Raw genomic sequence first — 19,682 nt, 5'->3', positions numbered from 1 at the left:
AGTGGAGGGCAGGAGGGAAGGGCGGAGGCGGGCGGGGCCTACTTCAGGCGCCCGGTCCGGGTGTAGAAATCGCGTTCGAGCCGGACCAGCTCGCCGAGCTGCCGGGTGAGCTTCTCCGGCGTGTCGAGCGCCGTGTTGCCCACGGTGCCGAGCTTGCGGAATTCCTCCTGCAGCTCGGGGTCCTGCGCGGCGGCGGTGAAGCCGGCCGTCAGGTAGGCCTTGCGATCGGCGGGCACGCCCCTGGGCACCGCCACCCAGCGCGTTGCCATCCAGACGACGTCGCTGCGACCCAGGCTCTCGTTGAGCGTCGGCGCCTGGGCCAGGAAGGGCGAGCGCTCCTGGCTCGAGACCGCCACCGGCACCAGCTTGCGGCTGTCCAGGAAACTGCGGATCTCGCCATAGAAGCCCAGCGCGATGTCGACGTTGTTGCCCAGCAGCGCCGTCATGGAGGGCGCCCCGCCCTGGAACGGCACCTTCAGGAACTTGGCTCCCGAGACCTGCTCGACCTGCTCGACCAGGTACTCGAAGATGGTGCCCGGCAGGATGCTGACGCGGATCGTGCCCGGCTTGGCCTTCGCCAGCTCGACCAGGTCCTTGAACGAGCGATCCTTGTGGGGGCCGTCCGCCGACACCACCAGGCTGATGCCCTCGCTGTTGAGGAAGGCGATCGGTTCGAGCTTCTCGTGGCTCCAGCGGCCCTGGGCGCGCAGCATCGAGTCGGCGAAGATCAGGTTGGCGATGACCGCGACGGTGTAGCCATCGGCGGCGGCCTGGTTGGCCAGCCAGGTGTGGCCCACCAGTCCGCCGCCGCCGGTGCGGTTGTTGACGATGGCCTGGGCGCCCGTGTATTTCTCGAAGTACCTGGCCGCCAGCCGGGCATTGATGTCCATGCCACCGCCCGCGGGGTAGACCACGTTCACCTCGATCGGCTCGCTCGGATAGTCCTTGGGCTTGAGCCGGGCGATGCGCGCCTTCGCATCCGGGGACTGCGCCTCGGCGGACGGCCAGCCACCGAGCGTCAGCACGGCCGCCATGCCGGCGGCCACCACCGTGCGGCGGCTGGGGAGGGATGAATTCATGGGTCAGGTCTCCTTGAGTTGGGGATGCGCGAGGGGCGCGGGGCGCTGGCGCCGGGTCAGCCTGCCGATCGCCACGGCCCCCACCAGCAGCGCCGACAGGGCGAGCAGGCCGACGGTGAGCGGGCGGTCGACGAAGATGCCGAAGCCGTCGGGCGACATCACCAGCGACTGCCGCAGCGACTGCTCCAGCAGGGGCGCCAGCACCAGCGCCAGGACCAGCGGCGACATCTCGTAGCGGAACTTGCGCAGCACATAGCCCACCACGCCGAAGGCCAGCATCACCCACAGGTCGAAGAAGTTCTTGTTGGTCGAGTAGGTGCCCACCACCGCCAGCAGCAGGATCACCGGGAACAGGATGGCGTAGGGCACGCGCAGCAGCTGCACCCACAGGCCCACCAGCGGCAGGTTCAGCACCAGCAGCATCACGTTGCCGACGTACATGCTGGCGATCACGCCCCAGAAGACATCGGCGTGCTCGGTCATCATGGACGGCCCCGGCTGCACGCCCTGGATCACCAGCGCGCCCATCAGCAGGGCGGTCACCGCGTTGCCCGGCAGGCCCAGCGTGAGCAGCGGGATCATGCCGCTGGCCACGGCGGAGTTGTTGGCCGACTCGGGCCCGGCCACGCCTTCGATGGCGCCGTGGCCGAAGCGCCCCGGATCGCTGGCCAGGCGCCGCTCGAGCGCATAGGACATGAACGACGCCGTCACCGGTCCGCCGCCCGGCACCACGCCCAGCAGGAAGCCCAGGCCGCTGCCCCGCAGGATCGGCTTCCAGGACATCCGCCAGTCCTCGACCGTCGGCAGGATGTTGCGGATGCGCGTGGCGACGATCTCGTTGCGCGCGAGCTGCTCGATGTTGATCAGCACCTCCGACACGCCGAACAGGCCGATCACCACCGCCACCAGCTCGATGCCGCCGGCGAGGTCGGTCGAGCCGAAGGTCAGGCGCTCGGTGCCATTGACGCTGTCCAGGCCGATCGAGGCAAAGACGAAGCCCAGCGCGATCATCATCACGCCCTTGATGGCCGAGCCCTCGATCATCAGCACGGTGCAGACCAGCCCCAGCAGCATGAGCGCGCAGTACTCCGGCGGCCCGAAGCGCAGCGCCACGCCGGCCAGCAGGGGCGAGAAGAAGGTCAGCGCGACCAGGCTGAGCGTGCCGGCGATGAAGGAGCCGATGGCGGCCATGCCCAGCGCGGCGCCGGCCCGGCCCCGCCTGGCCATCTGGTGGCCGTCGAGGCAGGTGACCACCGAGGCCGCCTCGCCCGGGATGTTGACCAGGATCGAGGTGGTCGAGCCGCCGTACATGGCGCCATAGAACATCGCCGCCAGCATGGCGATCGACGCCACGGGAGAGAGGGTGAAGGTCACCGGCATCAGCAGCGAGAGCGCCGCCAGCGGGCCGATGCCGGGCAGCACGCCGATGAGGGTGCCCACCAGGCTGCCGATGAAGCAGTAGTAGAGGTTGGCCGGCGTCATGATGACGCTCAGGCCGCCCAGGAGTCCCTGCAGCGCCTCCATCTCAGAAGCCCCAGGGGCCGCGCGGCATCGACATGCCCAGCAGCCGCGTGAAGACGACATGGACGGCCGCCGTGGCGGCGAGCCCGATGCCGATGGCGAACCACCAGCTGCGCTTCTCGATCAGCCGCGTGAGCACCGGCATCATCAGCGCCGAGGCCGTGATGAAGCCGGCGAAGCGGACCAGCAGCACCAGTGCGACCAGCCCGGCGACGAGCGCGCAGACCCGCGCCCACGCGCCGCGCTCGGCCCAGAACGGTTCCGCGTCCGCGGCGTCCGCGGTGTCCGGATCATTCGAGGCACGACGTGCCGGCGCCATCGCGTGCCGCACGACCAGCAGCCCCGCGCAGGCGGCGATGAGCGCGCCCGCCACCAGCGGGACGAAACCCGAGTCGGGGCCGTTCGCGCTCCAGGCGCCCAGTCGCCAGGCCTGGACGCACAGCGCCACGCCGATCACGATCCAGACGACGTCCAGCACCGGTTCCAGGCTCGCGATGCGGATCGCGCCGGATCGCGCCGGAGGCAGCGGAGCATCCGGGCGGGAGGCCGGCGAAGGGGCCGGCACGAAGGGCGCGCGCGTTGCCGCGGCCGTCGCCCGCGAGGCTTCTGCAGTCATGGATGTCTCCTCTCGCCAGCTGTGTGGTGCCGGTCTCATGGCCTGCGAACGCATGAGTTGTGCCAACTCCCGCAAGCGTCGCGACGGCCCGCTCCACGAGGGGGAAGCCATTGCCGCTACGCTCGACGCGTCTCGATCCGGGTCGCATGCACGTCGCGCGGGCATGCGCGGCCCGCTTCATTGAGACGTCGCTGAAACAGGGATTACCCGACGGTGCCGATCAGGCCCGACCGGTCGGACCCGTCGATCCGACGCATGCGCCCAACGACAGGAGAAACAGGAGGAGGAAGCCATGGCGGCCCGCAGAACCCACGTATCGGAAACCCCGGCGACCCGCCTGCTGCGCGCCAGCGGCATCGCCTTCACCGAGCACCCGTACGACTACCTCGACCATGGCGGCGCCCGCCACAGCGCCGCGGTGCTCGGCCTCGATCCCTCCATGGTCGTCAAGACCTTGGTCATGCAGGACCAGGATGCCCGGCCCCTGCTGGTCCTGATGCATGGCGACCGCACGGTCTCCACCCGGAACCTGGCGCGCCAGATCGGCGCCAAGTCGATCGAGCCATGCCGGCCGGAGGTCGCCAACCGCCACAGCGGCTACCTGGTGGGCGGCACCTCGCCCTTCGGCACCCGACGCGACATGCCGGTGTTCATCGAGTCGACCATCCTCGAATTGCCACGGATCGTCATCAACGGCGGGCGGCGCGGCTACCTGGTCGGTATCGATCCGCGGGTGTGCGTGACGCTGCTGGGCGCGCGTCCCGTGCAATGCGCGCTGGCAGAATAGCCCGCTCGACGACGACGGCGCATCGCCGCGAGCGCGGCGCAGCCCCTCCCCGGAGATCCACTTGAGCTTTCACCTTCCCTCGTTCATCGCCATCGTCCTGTCGTACCTGCTGGGCTCGCTCTCCTTCGCCGTCATCGTGAGCCGCTCGCTCGGCATGGAGGATCCGCGCAGCTATGGCAGCGGCAATCCCGGCGCCACCAACGTCCTGCGTTCGGGACGCAAGGGCGCGGCATTGGCGACCCTGCTGCTCGACGCCCTCAAGGGCTGGGTGCCGGTGTTCATCATCCGCCTGGTCGGGCCCGACCTGGGCATGGGTCCGGGCACCGCCGCGCTGGCCGGACTGGCGGCATTCCTCGGCCATCTCTATCCGGTGTTCTTCGGCTTCCGGGGCGGCAAGGGCGTGGCGACGGCGGCCGGCGCGCTGTTCGGCATCGACTGGCTGCTGGGCCTCGCCACCGGCACCACCTGGGCCATCGTCGCGTTCTTCTTCCGCTATTCGTCGCTGGCGTCGATCGTCTCGGCCTTCTTCGCGCCGGCCTTCTACCTGGTCGTCGGCGGCACCATCGCCTGGGTCCCGGACCGCACCGTGCTGATCAGCCTGGTCGTCATGAGCCTGCTGCTGATCTGGCGCCATCGCGAGAACATCCGGCGCCTGGCGGCGGGTAGCGAGTCGAAGCTCGGCAGCAAGAAGAAATCGTCCTCCGCCTGAACATCCTCCGCCCGGGTCCCGGCGACGGGGCCGGCGACCGCATCGGTCCGACCCGGTGCGCATCCTTTCCATTCCACCTTCCACACATCGAGGAGCCTCACACCATGGGCGACATCCAACGCTTCCACGTCGGCGCACGACTCAGCGAGACCGCCGTGCACAACGGCACCGTCTACCTCGCCGGCCAGGTCGCCGACGACACCACCGAGGACCTGCGCGGCCAGACCGCCCAGGTGCTGGCGATGGTCGACCGCCTGCTGGCCGAGGCGGGCAGCGACAAGACCTGCATCCTGTCGACGCAGATCTTCCTCACCGACATCGGCCAGATCGGCGTCATGAACGAGGTCTGGGATGCCTGGGTGCCAGCCGGCCACACGCCGCCGCGCGCCACCGTGCAGGCGGCACTGGCCAACCCGGCCTATCTCATCGAGATCGTGGTGACCGCCGCGCAGCGCTGAAGGCGGGCGCCAGCGGGCCGCCCCGGTCGGCTCAGTAGCGCTTCTCCAGCACCATCTGGTCGCTGTCGCGCCGCATCGAGAAGCGGCCGATGAAGCTGTTGCCCAGCAGCACGTAGGGCATCGGCTGCGGCGCGACGATGGCCTCGACGCCGGCGACCTCGACGTCGCCCACGCGCACCGCGTCGAGCGTCACCCGCCAGCCCTGCACGATGCCGTTGGCCGTGTGGATGCGCACCGGCGCGCCGGCCTGGTAGTCGAGCCCGATGCGCCCGGCATCGGCCGCCGACAGGGCGATGGTGGTCGCGCCGGTGTCGAGCATGAAGCGCACGGCGCGGCCGTTGATGCTGCCATCGGCCATGAAATGCCCGCCGCTGCCCGCCGGCAGCACGATGCGCGTGCCGCCGCCACCCGGGGCCCGCGCTGTGCCGCCGATGCTGACCGGGGTGTCCATGCGCAGGGTGGCACGGCGGCCGTCGGCGGTCTCGACCACCGCCTGGCCGTCCTGCAGCGACACCAGCCGCACGTCGCGATGGCGCTCGCCGACCGTCAGGGTCTTGGGTGGAGCGCCGTCGACGATCAGGATGGCGCGCTGGCCGATGGTGCCGGTCAGGGTGACGGACGAGGCGGCATCGGCGGCGCCAGCGGCCATCAGCAGGCCGGTCGCCAGCAGACCGGCGGCCAGGAGGGCGCCGACCTTCTTCTTCTTCTTCTTCTCGTTGTCGTTCTTCGCGCTGCGCATCGGTGATGGGCGTGGAAGAGCGAGAGCGGGCGCGCGGGACGGCGGAGGGACGGACGAGGAGTGACGGTGCCCGCTCAGTCGCGGAAGTTGTCGAAGCTCAGCGGCATGTCGGGCACGTCCTTCTTGATGAGCGCCATGGCGGCCTGCAGGTCGTCGCGCTTGGCGCCGGTGACGCGCACGGCATCGCCCTGGATGGCGGCCTGGACCTTGAGCTTGCTGTCCTTGATGAGGCGCTGGATCTTCTTGGAGGTCTCGGTCTCGATGCCGCTCTTGACCTTGATGACCTGCTTGACCTTGTCGCCGCCGATCTTTTGGACGTCGCCCTTGTCCAGGAAACGCACGTCGACGCTGCGCTTGGTCAGCTTGGCGCGCAGGATGTCCTCGACCTGCACGAGCTGGAATTCGGCGTCGCCGATCATCGTGATCTCCTTGTCCTTGAGTTCGACGGAGGCGGAGGTGCCCTTGAAGTCGAAACGGGTGGCGATCTCCTTGGCCGTGTTCTCGACGGCGTTCTTGACTTCGGGGAGATTGGGTTCGCAGACGGTGTCGAAAGACGGCATGACGGATCCTCGGGAAGCACGGGGTGAATGCGACAATTCTCCCATGATCGTGGAGTCCAACGTCCCCCTGCAGCCCTACAACAGCTTCGGCATCGTGGCGCGCGCCCAGCGCCTGGCGCGCATCGCCTCGGAGGCCGACGTGCTGGCGCTGCAGGCCGATGCGCAATGGCGCGAGACGCCGAAATTCGTGCTCGGCGGCGGCAGCAACATCGTGTTGACGGGCGATGTCAAGCCGCTCGTGCTGAAGGTCGAGATCATGGGCCGGCGGCTGGTGGCGGAGAGCCCGCGCGCCTGGATCGTCGAGGCCGGCGCCGGCGAGAACTGGCACGACACGGTGCGCTGGACGATCGAGAACGGCTTTCCCGGACTGGAGAACCTGGCGATGATCCCCGGCACGGTCGGCGGCTCGCCGGTGCAGAACATCGGCGCCTACGGGGTCGAACTGCAGGACCGCTTCGACTCGCTCGATGCCATCGATCTCGAGACCGGTCGCGTCTTCACGCTCGACGCGGCGCAGTGCGCCTTCGGCTATCGCGATTCGGTCTTCAAGCACGTGGCCGGCGGCCCCAACGACTTCGGCCTGGCCGGGCGGGCGCTGATCACGCGGGTGCGCTTCCGGCTGCCCCGGCCATGGAAGGCGGTCGTGGGTTATTTCGATCTCGAACGCAAGATGGAGGAAGCGGGCAATTTCACGCCGGATGCCCTGGAGATCTTCGAATGGATCTGCCAGATCCGCCGCGCCAAGCTGCCCGACTGGCGGGTGCTGGGCAACGCCGGCAGCTTCTTCAAGAATCCGACCGTGACCTCCGAGCAGTGCGCCGACATCATCGCGCGCGACCCGAAGATCGTGCACTACCCGATGGCCGATGGCAGCGTCAAGCTGGCCGCCGGCTGGCTGATCGATGCCTGCGGCTGGAAGGGCAAGTCGGTCGGCAATGCCGGCGTCTACGAGCGCCAGGCGCTGGTGCTGGTCAACCGCGGCGGCCCGGAGAGCCCGGTGACGGGCGGCGAGGTGATGACGTTGGCCAAGGCGATCCAGACCAGCGTCTACGAGCGCTTCGGCATCCGGCTGGAGCCCGAGCCGGTGGTGGTCTAGGCCCGCCCCCGGGCTTCGCGCACTTCGCGTCGCTTCGCCAACTCCTGTCGGGGGCGACCCCGGTGGCCCGGCGCAACCGACTCCATGGTGGTCCCGGAAATAAGGAAGCCACCGCGACGCGGTGGCTTCTTCGTCGGGGACGGCAACGGACCTATTCGGCCTTGTCGTCGTTGGACAGGCGGGGCAGGGCGGCGCCGGCGCTCTGGGAGAGCAGACCGGTACGGGTGTAGATGCCCAGCTTGTCGCGGGTGTCGACGATGTCGAGGTTGCGCATGGTGAGCTGGCCGATGCGGTCGGCCGGCGAGAACGGCGCGTCCTCGACCTTCTCCATGCTCAGGCGCTCGGGCTTGTAGGTCAGGTTGGACGACACCGTGTTCAGGATCGAGTAGTCGTTGCCGCGCCGCAGCTCGACCGTGACCTCGCCCGTCACGGCGCGCGCCACCCAGCGCTGGGCCGCCTCGCGCAGCATGATGGCCTGCGGGTCGAACCAGCGGCCCTGGTAGAGCAGCCGTCCGAGCTTGCGGCCGCTGTCGCGGTACTGCTCGATCGTGTCCTCGTTGTGGATGCCGGTGACCAGGCGCTCGTAGGCGATGAACAGCAGCGCCAGGCCGGGAGCCTCGTAGATGCCGCGGCTCTTGGCCTCGATGATGCGGTTCTCGATCTGGTCGCTCATGCCCAGGCCATGGCGCCCGCCGATGCGGTTGGCCTCCAGGATCAGCGAGACGAGGTCGGGGTATTCGGTGCCGTTCAGGGCGACCGGACGGCCTTCCTCGAAGCGCACGGTGACGGTCTCGCGCTGGATCGCCACGTCGTCCTTCCAGAAGGCGACGCCCATGATCGGATTGACGATCTGCATGCCGGTGGCGAGATCCTCCAGGTCCTTGGCCTCGTGCGTGGCGCCCAGCATGTTGGAGTCGGTCGAGTAGGCCTTCTCGGCCGACATCTTGTAGCCGAAGCCGGCCGCCGTCATGAACGCCGACATCTCGGCGCGACCGCCCAGCTCGTCGATGAACAGCTGGTCGAGCCAGGGCTTGTAGATCTTCAGCGCCGGGTTGGTGAGCAGGCCATAGCGGTAGAAGCGCTCGATGTCGTTGCCCTTGAAGGTGCTGCCGTCGCCCCAGATGTGGACGTCGTCCTCCTTCATGGCCGAGACCAGCATGGTGCCGGTCACGGCGCGGCCGAGCGGGGTGGTGTTGAAGTAGGTCACGCCCGCGGTGGTGACGTGGAAGGCGCCGGCCTGCAGCGCGGCGAGGCCTTCGGCGGCGAGCTGGCTGCGGCAGTCGATCAGCCGGGCGCGCTCGGCGCCGTACTGCATGGCCTTGCGCGGGATCTCTTCGTAGTCGGGCTCGTCGGGCTGGCCGAGGTTGGCGGTGTAGGCATAGGGGATCGCGCCCTTCTGCTTCATCCAGTGCAGCGCGGCGCTGGTGTCCAGGCCCCCGGAGAAGGCGATGCCGACCTTCTGGCCGGCGGGTACGTTTTGCAGGATCGTCGACATGCGAATGGAACTCCGGATTCAGCCGAAATGGCAGATGTAGCTGTAGGGCTCGCCCGCGACGCGGATCTGGAACGAGGAATCACCGGGCACGCTGAACTTGTCGCCGGCGCCGGCGCCAATCCATTCGGTGCTGCCCGCGAGCAGGTACTCGCAGCGGCCCGACGTGCCTTCCATGATCTCGGGCGCGCCGGTGTTGAAGGTGAGGGTGGACGGCAGGATCACGCCGACCGATTTCTTGCTGCCGTCGGCGAGCGTCAGGCTGTGGCTGACGCACTTGCCGTCGAAATACACGTTGGCCTTCGTGGCGACGGCCGTGCAGGCCAGGGATTCGTTGATCGTCATAGCAGGGTGCCCGGCCGTGGTGCGAGGAGTCGTTTCCGGCGGAAGGAAAGCATGTTTCGCACCAGCGCATCCGTTCGATGGCGGGAGGATGTGGAAGGAGCGGAATTCTAGGCCGGCGCGCGCGTCCCGCCCGCGCCGCGTCGACCGGCCCGCGCGCTCAGCGCCGCCAGCCGCCGTGGCGATGGCCGCCGCCCCAGCCGCGCGAGTAGCCCAGGTTCAGCGAGATGCCCACCGGCGAGTAGAAGGGCGAACCGTAGCCATAGCCGTAGCCGCCATAACCGCCATAGCCGTAGCCCGGCTGCACGTAGACCGGACGCGGGACGTAGACCGGCGGGGCGGCGTAGACCGGCGGGACGGCATACACCGGCGGGGCGTAGTAGGCGGCCGGCGCGGGGGCGGGACTGGTCGAGACCACCATGCCCGGCTCCGGCACCACCCGGTCCCAGGGCGAGCGGCTGTCGACGGTCTCGGTCGAGGCCGTGGTCGATGGCGATTCGCCCACCGGTAGCGTGGCGACGCCATAGGCATTGACTTCCACCGCCACGGTCGGACCGGGATAGGTGGCGCTGCGCATGGAATAGGAGCGCCCGTCGTATTCGTAGGTGACGTTGTAGGCCGGGCGGCCGTCGGACCCGGTGATCTGGTTGACCGAGGTCACCCGGGCCTGGACCTGCCGGGAGGAGGGCGACGACGGGCCGGACGAGGACGACGAATAGGAGGAGGGATAGGGCGGCTGGGTCTGCACCTGGGTCTGGGCCGACGCCATGCCGGCGGCCAGCGTCGAGCCCAGCAGGAGGCCGAGGGCGGCCCGGGTTGTCTTCGTCTTGCGCACTTGCATGTCGATCTCCTTGGAAACGGATGTCGGAGCGATGGCTCCCGTGGATCGGTTGGAGGGGATTGCCTCGTCCGGGTTCAATGCGGCGCGCATCCGGTCAGGCGAGCATCGCCTCCCAGCGCGCGGCATCGAAGCCGGTGGTGGTCGTGCGGCCGGTCCCCCAGTCGACCACCGGCCGCCTGACGAGGCTCGGATGGGCCAGCAGCACCGGACGCGCCGCGTCCGCGTCGATCAGGCCATCGCGCACGGCCGCGTCGAGGCGCCGCCAGGTCGTGCCGCGGCGGTTGACCAGCGCTTCCCAGCCCGGCGCCTGGAGCCAGCGGTCGAGTTCGGCTTCGGGCACGCCTTGCCGGCCCAGATCGTGGAAGCGGTAGGCCACGCCGCGTTCGTCGAGCCAGGCCCGGGCACGGCGCACGGTGTCGCAATTCGGCAGGCCGTAGAGGGTCGTCGTCATCGCGCCATCATGCCGGGGTGTCAGGTGGGCGACAATGCCCGGCTCCATGAAAACCCTCGCCGACTGGCTCGCTTATGTCGAGCAACTGCATGCCAAGCCGATCGACATGGGCCTCGAGCGCGTACGCGCGGTGGCGCAGACCCTCGGCCTGGCCTTCGACTGCCCGGTGGTCACCGTCGCCGGCACCAACGGCAAGGGCTCGACCTGCGCCATGCTCGAATCCATCCTCTCCAACGCGGGCTACCGGACGGCGGTCTTCACGTCGCCGCATCTGGTGCGCTTCGAGGAGCGGCTGCGACTGGCGGGCGAGGCGATCGATGGCGACCGCCTGCTGACGCACTTCGAGGCCGTCGAGCGGGCGCGCGGCGCTACCACGCTGACCTACTTCGAATTCACCACGCTGGCCATCCTGCACGCCATGGCCGAGGCCCGGCCCGACGTCGCGATCCTGGAGGTCGGTCTCGGCGGTCGCCTCGATGCCGTCAACATCATCGACGCCGACTGCGCCATCATCACCAGCATCGACCTCGACCACATGGAGCTCCTGGGTCCCGACCGGGAGCGCATCGGCTTCGAGAAGGCCGGCATCCTGCGCGCCGGCCGCCCGGCCATCGTGAGCGATCCGGTGCCGCCGCAGAGCGTGGTCGACCACGCCCGGGCCATCGGCGCCGACCTGTGGCGCTTCGGCCACGACTTCAACGTCTCCGGCGACAAGCAGCAATGGGGCTGGAGCGGCCGCGGCCGGCGCTACAGCGGCCTGGCCTATCCGGCGCTGCGGGGCGCCAACCAGCTGATCAACGCGGCCGGCGTGCTGGCGGCATTGGAGGCCCTGCGGCCGGTCCTGCCGATCACGGCCCAGGCCGTGCGTACCGGGCTGGCGCTGGTCGAGCTGCCCGGGCGCTTCCAGATCGTGCCGGGCGAGCCGATGCTGGTGCTGGACGTGGCGCACAACGCGCACGCGGTCGCGGCGCTGGCGGAGAACCTCGACGCCATGGGCTTCTATCCGACCACCCATGCCGTCTTCGGCGTGATGGCGGACAAGGACCTCGCGCCGATCCTGGCGCGCATCGGTCCCCTGATCGACCGCTGGTACTTCACCGATCTGCCGACGCCGCGCGCGGCCCGCGCGGCCGATCTCATGGCGACGTGGCAGGCCCAGAACACCCGCGCCGACGCGACCGCCAGCGTGCACGCCGCACCCCTGCCGGCGCTCGCCGCGGCCCTGGAAGCGTCGAGCCCGGCTGATAGAATCGTGGTCTTCGGATCGTTCTTCACGGTAGGGGGCGTGCTGGAGAACGGCACACCCCGCCTGCAGGCCAAGCACCTGCTGCCCGGCTCCTGATCGGCCTGATGGCACGGCGCTCTGTTTCTTCCCACGCTGCTCATCAGGAATCGAATTTCATGGCGTTTTTCAAGTTTCGCTCCCGTGGCCCGCAGGCCAACGAGGGGCGCAACACAAGCGCTGCCGCCGCGCCGGCGGAGAGCGTCGAATCCATGCGCCGCCGCGCGCGTCACCGGCTGCTCGGTGCCGCCATCCTGCTGCTGGTCGGCGTGATCGGCTTCCCATTGCTGTTCGACACCCAGCCACGGCCGATCGCGGTCGACATCCCGATCGAGATCCCGGACCGCAACAAGGTCGCGCCCCTGCCGCAGCCGCCTTCGACCGCCAAGGCCCAGGCTCCGGCGGCGAATGGCGAGGGCCGCGTCGCCCAGGCACCGTCGTCCAGCGCCATGATCACCGAGTCCGCCGATGGCACCGAGCTGCCGGCCGACCGGCCCGTGACCCGGGCGCCGGCGGCGACCTCCGTGCCGGTGCCGCCGCCGGCCCCGGCCGCCAGGCCCGACACCACGCACAAGGCCGAGGCGAAACCCGAGGTCAAGCCCGAATCCAAGCCCAAGCCGAAGACCGAGACGCGTCCGGAGACCGTCGCCAAGCCCGCGCCGGCGCCCAAGCCGGCCACGCCCGACGATGGTGCCCGCGCCCGCGCGCTGCTCGACGGCCAGGGTGCCGCCGCGGCGCGCCAGGCCGCCGCGCCGGCACCGGCACCGGCACCGGCACCGGCCGCCGCCAGCGAGGCCAACGGCCGGTTCGTGATCCAGGTCGGCGCCTTCGCCGATGCGGCCAAGGCGCGCGAGGTGCGCCAGAAACTCGAACGCGCGGGTCTGAAGACCTACACCAATGTCGCGAAGACGGCCGATGGCGAACGCACGCGCGTGCGCGTCGGTCCCTTCGCCTCGCGCACGGAGGCCGATCAGGCCGCGGGCAAGGTCAAGGGCCTGGCCCTGCCGGCCGCGGTGCTCGGCCTGTAGCCGGGCGCAGGGTGCCGTGACCGCGTTCGACTGGCTGGCCATCGCGCTGATCGGGCTGTCGGCGCTGTATGGCGTCACGCGCGGGCTGGTGTTCGAGGTGATCTCGCTGCTGGGCTGGGGAGCGGCGTTCTGGTGCGCCCAGGCGTTCGCGACCGGGGTCGCGGCCTGGCTGCCGATCGGCGATGCCGAGGCCGCCTGGCGCTATCCGCTGGCCTTCGTGCTGGTGTTCGTCGGCGTGGCGTTCGGCGTCGGACTGGCGGCGTCCCTGATGCGGCGGCTGGTGTCGGCCGCCGGACTGTCCCCGGTCGATCGCACGCTGGGCGGGGCCTTCGGCCTGGCGCGCGGCGCGGTCGTGCTGCTGGTGCTGGCGGTCATGGTTCATTTGCTGGCATTGAGCGAGGGCGCCTGGTGGCGCGATTCGCGCAGTGCCGGGGTTCTGGATGCGGCATTGCAGGGGCTCAAGCCCTCGCTGCCGGAGAAGTTGGCAAGCTACCTGCCTTGAGAGGATCGTTTCATGTGTGGAATCGTCGGCGTCGTCAGTCAAGCGCCCGTCAATCAACTGCTCTATGACGCCCTGCTGCTGCTGCAGCATCGCGGCCAGGACGCGGCGGGCATCGTCACGCTGCTGGAACGCAAGTTCTTCATGCAGAAGGCCAAGGGCATGGTGCGCGACGTGTTCCGCACCCGCAACATGCGTGCCCTGCCGGGCGACGTCGGCCTGGGCCAGGTGCGCTATCCCACCGCCGGCAACGCCTACAGCGAGGAGGAGGCGCAGCCGTTCTACGTCAACGCGCCGTTCGGCATCGTGCTGGTCCACAACGGCAACCTGACCAACGCCCACGCGCTGCGGGCCGAGCTGTTCTCCACCGACCATCGCCACACCAACACCGAGAGCGACTCCGAGGTGCTGCTCAACGTGCTGGCGCACGAGATCGAGCGCTCCACCCGGGGCGGCTTCCTCAACTCCGACACGCTCTTCGAGGCGGTGCGCAGCGTGCACCGGCGCCTGCGCGGGTCGTATGCGGTGGTGGCGCTGATCGCCGGCCATGGCCTGCTGGCGTTTCGCGATCCCTATGGCATCCGGCCGCTGGCGATGGGCCGTGGCGCCGATGGCACCGTGATGGTGGCGAGCGAATCCGTCGCGCTCGAAGGCTCGGGCCATGTGTTCGAGCGCAACGTCGCGCCGGGCGAGGCGGTGTTCGTCGACCTGCAGGGCCAGGTGCAGTCGGCGCAGTGCGCCGACGCGCCGACGCTCAACCCGTGCATCTTCGAATTCGTCTACCTGGCGCGGCCGGACTCCGTGCTCGACGGCATCTCGGTCTACCAGGCGCGCCTGAACCTGGGCGAGGCATTGGCCAAGCGCGTGGTCTCCACCGTGCCGCCCAACGAGATCGACGTCATCATCCCGATCCCCGAATCGAGCCGCCCGAGCGCCACGCAGCTCGCGCACCTGCTGGGCATCCCGTATCGCGAAGGCTTCGTCAAGAACCGCTATGTCGGGCGCACCTTCATCATGCCGGGGCAGGGCGTGCGCAAGAAATCGGTGCGCCAGAAGCTCAACGTGATCGGCAGCGAATTCAAGGGTCGCAACGTGCTGCTGGTGGACGACTCCATCGTGCGCGGCACCACCAGCCGCGAGATCGTGCAGATGGCGCGCGACGCCGGCGCCAACAAGGTCTACCTCGCCAGCGCCGCGCCACCGGTGCGCTATCCCAACGTCTATGGCATCGACATGCCGACCAAGGACGAACTCGTCGCGCACGACCGCACGGTCGAGGAGATCCGCGCCCTGATCGGCTGCGACGCGCTGATCTACCAGGACGTCGCGGCCATGAAGCGCGCCGTCGGCTCGCTCAACCCGGCCCTCGACGGCTTCGACGCCTCGTGCTTCGACGGTACCTACGTCACCGGCGACATCGATCTCGAAGCCATCACCCGCATGAACGGCAGCCGTCCACGCATCGAGGAGACCGAGGAAGACTCCTCGCGCCTCGCGCTGCCCAATCCCGCCTGAGACACCTCCGCCTGAGACACATCGCCGCCGACATGACCGATAGAACCCTGCCCGAAGGCCTGCATCGCGACACGCTCGCGCTGCGCACCGCGCTGGCGCCCAGCCAGCACGGCGAACATTCCGAAGCCCTGTTCCTGACCAGCGGCTTCGTCCAGCCCGATGCCGCCACCGGCGCCCGCCGCTTCGCCGGCACCGAGGACGGCTTCACCTACTCGCGCACCTCCAACCCGACGGTCGCGAGCTTCGAGCAGCGCCTGGCCGCGCTCGAAGGCACCGAAGCCGCCATCGGCGCCTCCACCGGCATGGCGGCGATCCTCATGATGTGCATGGGCCTGCTGAAGGCCGGCGACCATGTCGTCTGCTCGCGCTCCGTCTTCGGCTCGACGCTCAACCTGTTCGGCAAGGAGTTCGGCAAGTTCGGCGTGCAGACGACCTTCGTCTCGCAGACCGACATCGCCGAATGGCGCGCCGCGATGCGGCCGGAGACGCGCCTGCTGTTCGCCGAGACGCCGACCAACCCGCTGACCGATGTCTGCGACATCGCCGCCCTGGCCGACATCGCCCATGCCGCCGGCGCGCTGCTGGCGGTCGACAACTGCTTCTGCACGCCGGCGCTGCAGCGCCCGACCGAACTGGGCGCCGACCTGGTGATCCATTCGGGCACCAAGTACCTCGACGGGCAGGGCCGTGTCATGGCCGGCGCGATCTGCGGACCCTCGAAGCTGATCGTCGACGTCTTCGGACCGGTGGTGCGCACCGCCGGCATGGCGCTGTCGCCGTTCAACGCCTGGGTCGTGCTCAAGGGCATGGAGACACTGGGCATCCGCATGCAGGCGCAGTGCGCCAATGCGCTGGCGGTGGCTCGATGGCTGGAGACCCAGCCTTCGGTGGCGCGCGTCTACTACCCCGGACTGGCCTCGCATCCGCAGCACGAACTGGCGATGCGGCAGCAGTCCGGGCTGGGTGGGGCGGTGGTCTCCTTCGACGTCCACGGCGACTCGCCCGAGACCCTGCGCGCCAATGCCTTCCACGTGATCGACAGCACGCGCGTGCTGAGCATCGCGACCAACCTGGGCGATACCAAGTCGATCATCACGCACCCGGGCACCACTTCGCATGGGCGCCTGACCGAGGTGCAGCGCCAGGCCGCCGGCATCGGCCAGGGCCTGATCCGGCTGGCCGTCGGCCTGGAACACATCGAAGACATCAAGAACGATCTCGCACGAGGCCTTGGCAGCCTGCCGGTCTCATCCTCCCTCCCGCAATGACCCGTCCCGTCAGAACCCGCATCGCCCCGTCGCCCACCGGCTTTCTCCATCTGGGCACGGCCCGCACCGCGCTCTATTCGTGGGCCTATGCGCGGCACCACGGCGGCCAGTTCGTGCTGCGCATCGAGGACACCGACGTCGCGCGCTCCACGCAGGGCGCCGTCGACCAGATCCTGGCGTCGATGCGCTGGCTCGGCCTCGACTACGACGAGGGTCCGATCTACCAGATGCAGCGGCTCGACCGCTATGGCGCCATCATCGCGCGCATGCTGGAGGAAGGCACCGCCTACCACTGCTACTGCACGCCGCAGGAACTCGACGAGGCCCGCGAGGCCCAGCGCGCACGCGGCGAGAAGACGCTCTACGACCGCCGCTGGCGCCCCGAGCCCGGCAAGACGCTGCCGCCCATCCCCGAGGGCGTGAAGCCGGTGGTGCGCTTCCGCAATCCGATCGAGGGCGACGTGACCTGGGACGACATCGTCAAGGGTCCGATCACCATCAACAACCGCGAGATCGACGACCTGATCATCGTGCGTCCCGATGGCGTGCCGACGTACAACTTCTGCGTCGTCGTCGACGACTGGGACATGGAGATCAGCCATGTCTTCCGCGGCGACGAGCATGTCAACAACACGCCCTGGCAGATCAACATCTTCCAGGCGCTGGGCGCGCCGCTGCCACTGTTCGGCCACGTGCCCGTGATCCTGGGCGACGACGGCCACAAGCTCTCCAAGCGCAAGGGTGCCGTCAGCGTCACCGCCTACGAAGAGGACGGCTATCTGCCCGAGGCGATGCTCAACTACCTGGCACGACTGGGCTGGAGCCATGGCGACGAGGAGATCTTCTCGCGCGATCAGCTGGTGGCCTGGTTCGACGGCAGCCATCTCTCGCGCAGCCCGGCGCAATGGGATCCGGCCAAGCTCAAGTGGGTCAATGCGCACTACATCAAGCAGATGGACCTCGATGCGCTGACGACCCAGGTCGCCGCGCAGCTGCGCAAGCGCCACGGCATCGAGGCCGATGCGCGCCTGGGCGACATCTGCGCGCTGTTCCGCGACCGCTGCGAGACCACGGTGGCGTTGGCGGAGTGGGCCTCCCGGTTCTATGTCGGCGTGAAGCCCGAGTCCGCCGACCTGGCGCAGCACGTGACCGAGGCGGTGCGCCCGGCGCTGGCCACGCTGGCCGGCAAGCTTGAGCAGCTGGCCGTGCGGGACAAGGCATCGATCGCCGCGGCCATCAAGGAAACGCTCGCCGCGCACGGCCTCAAGATGCCCGCGCTGGCCATGCCGGTGCGTGTCCTGATGCTCGGAACTCCCCAGACGCCATCGCTCGATGCGGTGCTCGCACTGTTTTCTTTCGAAGAAATTTCGCAGCGCTTGCGATACGCTGAAATATAGGTATATAATTCGAGGCTCGACACCAACGGGGGTATAGCTCAGCTGGGAGAGCGCTTGCATGGCATGCAAGAGGTCATCGGTTCGATCCCGTTTACCTCCACCATTCATTTGAAGTGTCGAGAAAAGAAAGCGTTGATCGCAACGCGGTTCCTCAGGTTTTGACCCTATCGTCTAGAGGCCTAGGACACCACCCTTTCACGGTGGCTACCGGGGTTCGAATCCCCGTAGGGTCGCCAGTTTCACGCAAGTGAAGCCGGCACAAGTCGTCAGCACTTGGCTCCGCAAGGAGTGAACGTTGTCTACCAGGAGTGGTAGTTCAGTTGGTTAGAATACCGGCCTGTCACGCCGGGGGTCGCGGGTTCGAGTCCCGTCCACTCCGCCAGTATCTTGGGGTTCCCCCATGAGAAAAAGCCACCTTCGGGTGGCTTTTTTGTTTTCTATCCACGCTTCTTCCTCTCTCGGTCCACGTTCGACCGACTGCCGACAGCAGCCTCCTTGGCATGCAGGCGTCCCTTGGCAGGGTGCCTCGCGCACGAGCTCCAGACCAGATCCCGTCGCCTGCCAGGCAGCGCGGACAAATTTCGTCCCGCGATCCCGCCCGTTCGATCTGATATTCCTGCGATTCGAGGCTCCTCGCCCCTTGTTTTCGCCACGTCCCTAGCCTTCGTCCCGCAGCGCCATATCGGCATTGCTTTGGAAACAACGATTGGAGTAGGTACATGTTCAAGAAAGCACTCATCGCCGGTACGGTTGCCCTCGCGGCCATCGGTTCCGCCCATGCCGCCGACGGCACCCTCAATGTCAAGCTGTCGGTCAAGACGGGCTGCGACATCAACGGCGCAACCGGCATCGGCTCTGGCACCGGCGCCGCCGGCGAACTGGATTTCGGTTCATATGCCGTCGGCGCCACGGGGGCCGCCGCCAACACCCCGGCCTCGGGCGCCGGTCAACTGGTCGTGACCTGCAGCGGCACGGAGGCGCCGTCGCTGGCCTTCGACAATGGCCTCAACGTCACGGGTTCGCAGCGCAACATGAAGGCAGCCAACTCGGCCGCCGCCGCGCAACTCGTTCCCTACACGCTGGGCAGCACGTCCGCGGCCACGGAGTACACGCCGAACACCGCCGTGGCGCAATCCCCGTTCACCGCTGGCGAGGCACGGACCATCAAGGTCTACGGCAAGGTGGTGGGCGCGGTCCCGAACGGCGCCGAAGGCGCCTACACCGACACCGTCCAGATCGCTCTGACCTGGTAAGGCGAACGGCCATGATGAACTGGTGGCGCAAGGCATTTCCGATCGCGGCGGCAACTCTTCTACTGGCAGTGACCCCGCTGCATGCGGCATCGTTGCGCATGTCGCCGATCGGACTGGACCTGACCGCGCCCGAGAAGGCCGGCGCCATCAGCCTGACGAACACCTCGGACGAACCTGTCAATCTGCAGATTCGCATCTTCAAGTGGACCCAGGTCGACGGCAAGGACGTGCTCACCGAAACGCGCGACGTCCTGGTGAGCCCGCCCGCCACCACCATCAAGGCCGAGGAGACCTACACCCTGCGTGTGGTGCGAACGGCCAGCCAGCCCGTCTCCGGCGAGGAGACCTACCGGCTGGTCATCGACGAGCTTCCCAAGCCCATCGATCCGCGCGCGCCGGCGCAGGGCGTCCGCATGGTGCTTCGCACCTCCATGCCCATCTTCTTCGCCGACAAGGCGGCCATTGCCGACATCAGGTTCACGTCATGGCGCAGTGGCGACAAGTACTACATCGAGGCCTTCAACGCCGGCGCGCGCCATGTCAAGCTCGCCGGCATCACCCTGAGTTCGCCCGATGGCGAAGTCTCCTTCGGCAGCGGTCTCAATGGCTATGTGCTGGCCGGCCAGACCATGCGCTTCGAATCGGCGGCCGACACCCGGGCGCTGGTCAGGCCCGGCGCCGCCACGCTCATCACCGGCAAGGGCAGCTCCCTCGATCTCAGGAAGGACCTGGTGATTGAGGCTCGCTGA

21 protein-coding genes and 3 tRNA genes are annotated in these 19,682 nt (G+C 68.7%); 15 read left to right on the top strand and 9 right to left on the bottom strand.

Going from position 1 to position 19,682, the window contains the following annotated elements:
- Positions 1-38: 38 nt before the first annotated feature.
- The 3 genes from AC1MLT_RS07345 to AC1MLT_RS07335 are packed head-to-tail and all read right to left on the bottom strand — an operon-like array spanning position 39 to position 3,216.
- Positions 39-1,079, bottom strand: coding sequence for a tripartite tricarboxylate transporter substrate binding protein (locus AC1MLT_RS07345; protein ID WP_481034720.1), 1,041 nt, complete (start codon positions 1,077-1,079; stop codon positions 39-41).
- 3 nt (positions 1,080-1,082) lie between these two features.
- Positions 1,083-2,603, bottom strand: coding sequence for a tripartite tricarboxylate transporter permease (locus AC1MLT_RS07340; protein WP_481034718.1), 1,521 nt, complete (start codon positions 2,601-2,603; stop codon positions 1,083-1,085).
- Position 2,604: 1 nt separating this feature from the next.
- Positions 2,605-3,216, bottom strand: coding sequence for a tripartite tricarboxylate transporter TctB family protein (locus tag AC1MLT_RS07335; RefSeq protein ID WP_481034717.1), 612 nt, complete (start codon positions 3,214-3,216; stop codon positions 2,605-2,607).
- A gap of 292 nt (positions 3,217-3,508) precedes the next feature.
- Here AC1MLT_RS07335 and AC1MLT_RS07330 point away from each other — a divergent pair, with 292 nt between their 5' ends.
- The 3 genes from AC1MLT_RS07330 to AC1MLT_RS07320 all read left to right on the top strand — a co-directional run bounded on the left by AC1MLT_RS07330 (position 3,509) and on the right by AC1MLT_RS07320 (position 5,170).
- Positions 3,509-4,003, top strand: coding sequence for an aminoacyl-tRNA deacylase (locus tag AC1MLT_RS07330; protein ID WP_481034715.1), 495 nt, complete (start codon positions 3,509-3,511; stop codon positions 4,001-4,003).
- 61 nt (positions 4,004-4,064) lie between these two features.
- A complete protein-coding gene (gene plsY, locus AC1MLT_RS07325; RefSeq protein ID WP_481034714.1) occupies positions 4,065-4,712 on the top strand; it encodes a glycerol-3-phosphate 1-O-acyltransferase PlsY in 648 nt (215 codons plus the stop codon).
- A 104-nt stretch (positions 4,713-4,816) separates the two neighbouring features.
- A complete protein-coding gene (locus AC1MLT_RS07320) occupies positions 4,817-5,170 on the top strand; it encodes a RidA family protein (protein ID WP_481034713.1) in 354 nt (117 codons plus the stop codon).
- 31 nt (positions 5,171-5,201) lie between these two features.
- On the opposite strand, the gene AC1MLT_RS07315 is transcribed toward AC1MLT_RS07320, so the two are convergent.
- Together AC1MLT_RS07315 and AC1MLT_RS07310 are read right to left on the bottom strand one after the other, a co-directional pair.
- Positions 5,202-5,909, bottom strand: coding sequence for a retropepsin-like aspartic protease family protein (locus AC1MLT_RS07315; RefSeq protein WP_481034711.1), 708 nt, complete (start codon positions 5,907-5,909; stop codon positions 5,202-5,204).
- A 74-nt stretch (positions 5,910-5,983) separates the two neighbouring features.
- Positions 5,984-6,469 (bottom strand): YajQ family cyclic di-GMP-binding protein, encoded by a 486-nt coding sequence (locus tag AC1MLT_RS07310; RefSeq protein ID WP_429589158.1) that lies wholly within the window; start codon positions 6,467-6,469, stop codon positions 5,984-5,986.
- A gap of 43 nt (positions 6,470-6,512) precedes the next feature.
- On the opposite strand from AC1MLT_RS07310, the gene murB reads away from it, so the two are divergent.
- Positions 6,513-7,565: a UDP-N-acetylmuramate dehydrogenase gene (gene murB, locus AC1MLT_RS07305; RefSeq protein ID WP_481034710.1), complete on the top strand. Its 1,053-nt coding sequence runs from the start codon at positions 6,513-6,515 to the stop codon at positions 7,563-7,565.
- A gap of 151 nt (positions 7,566-7,716) precedes the next feature.
- Here the strand turns inward: murB and argG are convergent, their stop codons facing one another.
- The 4 genes from argG to AC1MLT_RS07285 all read right to left on the bottom strand — a co-directional run bounded on the left by argG (position 7,717) and on the right by AC1MLT_RS07285 (position 10,691).
- Positions 7,717-9,060 (bottom strand): argininosuccinate synthase, encoded by a 1,344-nt coding sequence (gene argG / locus AC1MLT_RS07300; protein WP_481034709.1) that lies wholly within the window; start codon positions 9,058-9,060, stop codon positions 7,717-7,719.
- Between the two features lie 18 nt (positions 9,061-9,078).
- Entirely contained in the window at positions 9,079-9,402 is a 324-nt protein-coding gene (gene ppnP / locus AC1MLT_RS07295) for a pyrimidine/purine nucleoside phosphorylase (protein WP_481034708.1), read from the bottom strand.
- Between the two features lie 157 nt (positions 9,403-9,559).
- Positions 9,560-10,240: a hypothetical protein gene (locus tag AC1MLT_RS07290; RefSeq protein ID WP_481034707.1), complete on the bottom strand. Its 681-nt coding sequence runs from the start codon at positions 10,238-10,240 to the stop codon at positions 9,560-9,562.
- A 94-nt stretch (positions 10,241-10,334) separates the two neighbouring features.
- Positions 10,335-10,691, bottom strand: a complete 357-nt coding sequence (locus AC1MLT_RS07285) for a Spx/MgsR family RNA polymerase-binding regulatory protein (RefSeq protein ID WP_481034705.1) — start codon at positions 10,689-10,691, stop codon at positions 10,335-10,337.
- A 34-nt stretch (positions 10,692-10,725) separates the two neighbouring features.
- Between AC1MLT_RS07285 and folC the strand changes: the two genes are divergently transcribed.
- From folC to AC1MLT_RS07230, 11 genes are all read left to right on the top strand, one after another.
- Positions 10,726-12,033, top strand: a complete 1,308-nt coding sequence (gene folC, locus AC1MLT_RS07280; RefSeq protein WP_481034704.1) for a bifunctional tetrahydrofolate synthase/dihydrofolate synthase — start codon at positions 10,726-10,728, stop codon at positions 12,031-12,033.
- Positions 12,034-12,092: 59 nt separating this feature from the next.
- Positions 12,093-13,001, top strand: a complete 909-nt coding sequence (locus tag AC1MLT_RS07275; protein WP_481034703.1) for an SPOR domain-containing protein — start codon at positions 12,093-12,095, stop codon at positions 12,999-13,001.
- A gap of 16 nt (positions 13,002-13,017) precedes the next feature.
- Entirely contained in the window at positions 13,018-13,503 is a 486-nt protein-coding gene (locus AC1MLT_RS07270; RefSeq protein ID WP_481034702.1) for a CvpA family protein, read from the top strand.
- A 12-nt stretch (positions 13,504-13,515) separates the two neighbouring features.
- Positions 13,516-15,015: an amidophosphoribosyltransferase gene (gene purF, locus AC1MLT_RS07265; RefSeq protein WP_481034700.1), complete on the top strand. Its 1,500-nt coding sequence runs from the start codon at positions 13,516-13,518 to the stop codon at positions 15,013-15,015.
- A gap of 32 nt (positions 15,016-15,047) precedes the next feature.
- The gene (locus tag AC1MLT_RS07260) at positions 15,048-16,283 is read left to right on the top strand and encodes an O-succinylhomoserine sulfhydrylase (RefSeq protein ID WP_481034698.1); all 1,236 of its coding nucleotides are present in this window, start codon (positions 15,048-15,050) and stop codon (positions 16,281-16,283) included.
- Positions 16,280-17,680, top strand: a complete 1,401-nt coding sequence (gene gltX / locus AC1MLT_RS07255) for a glutamate--tRNA ligase (protein WP_481034697.1) — start codon at positions 16,280-16,282, stop codon at positions 17,678-17,680. Before AC1MLT_RS07260 ends, gltX begins: the two co-directional genes overlap by 4 nt.
- A gap of 27 nt (positions 17,681-17,707) precedes the next feature.
- Positions 17,708-17,783, top strand: a tRNA-Ala gene (locus tag AC1MLT_RS07250).
- A gap of 57 nt (positions 17,784-17,840) precedes the next feature.
- Positions 17,841-17,916: transfer RNA gene (locus AC1MLT_RS07245), tRNA-Glu, on the top strand.
- Between the two features lie 69 nt (positions 17,917-17,985).
- A tRNA-Asp gene (locus AC1MLT_RS07240) sits at positions 17,986-18,062 on the top strand.
- A 337-nt stretch (positions 18,063-18,399) separates the two neighbouring features.
- Complete coding sequence (locus AC1MLT_RS07235; protein WP_481034696.1) at positions 18,400-18,933, top strand: spore coat protein U domain-containing protein; 534 nt, start codon at positions 18,400-18,402, stop codon at positions 18,931-18,933.
- Between the two features lie 11 nt (positions 18,934-18,944).
- Positions 18,945-19,682: a fimbrial biogenesis chaperone gene (locus AC1MLT_RS07230; protein WP_481034694.1), complete on the top strand. Its 738-nt coding sequence runs from the start codon at positions 18,945-18,947 to the stop codon at positions 19,680-19,682.

This window comes from Variovorax sp. PEI5, from assembly GCF_056679935.1.
Note: the sequence above shows the minus strand (reverse complement) of the source record. Positions and strands in the feature narration are given on the sequence as shown.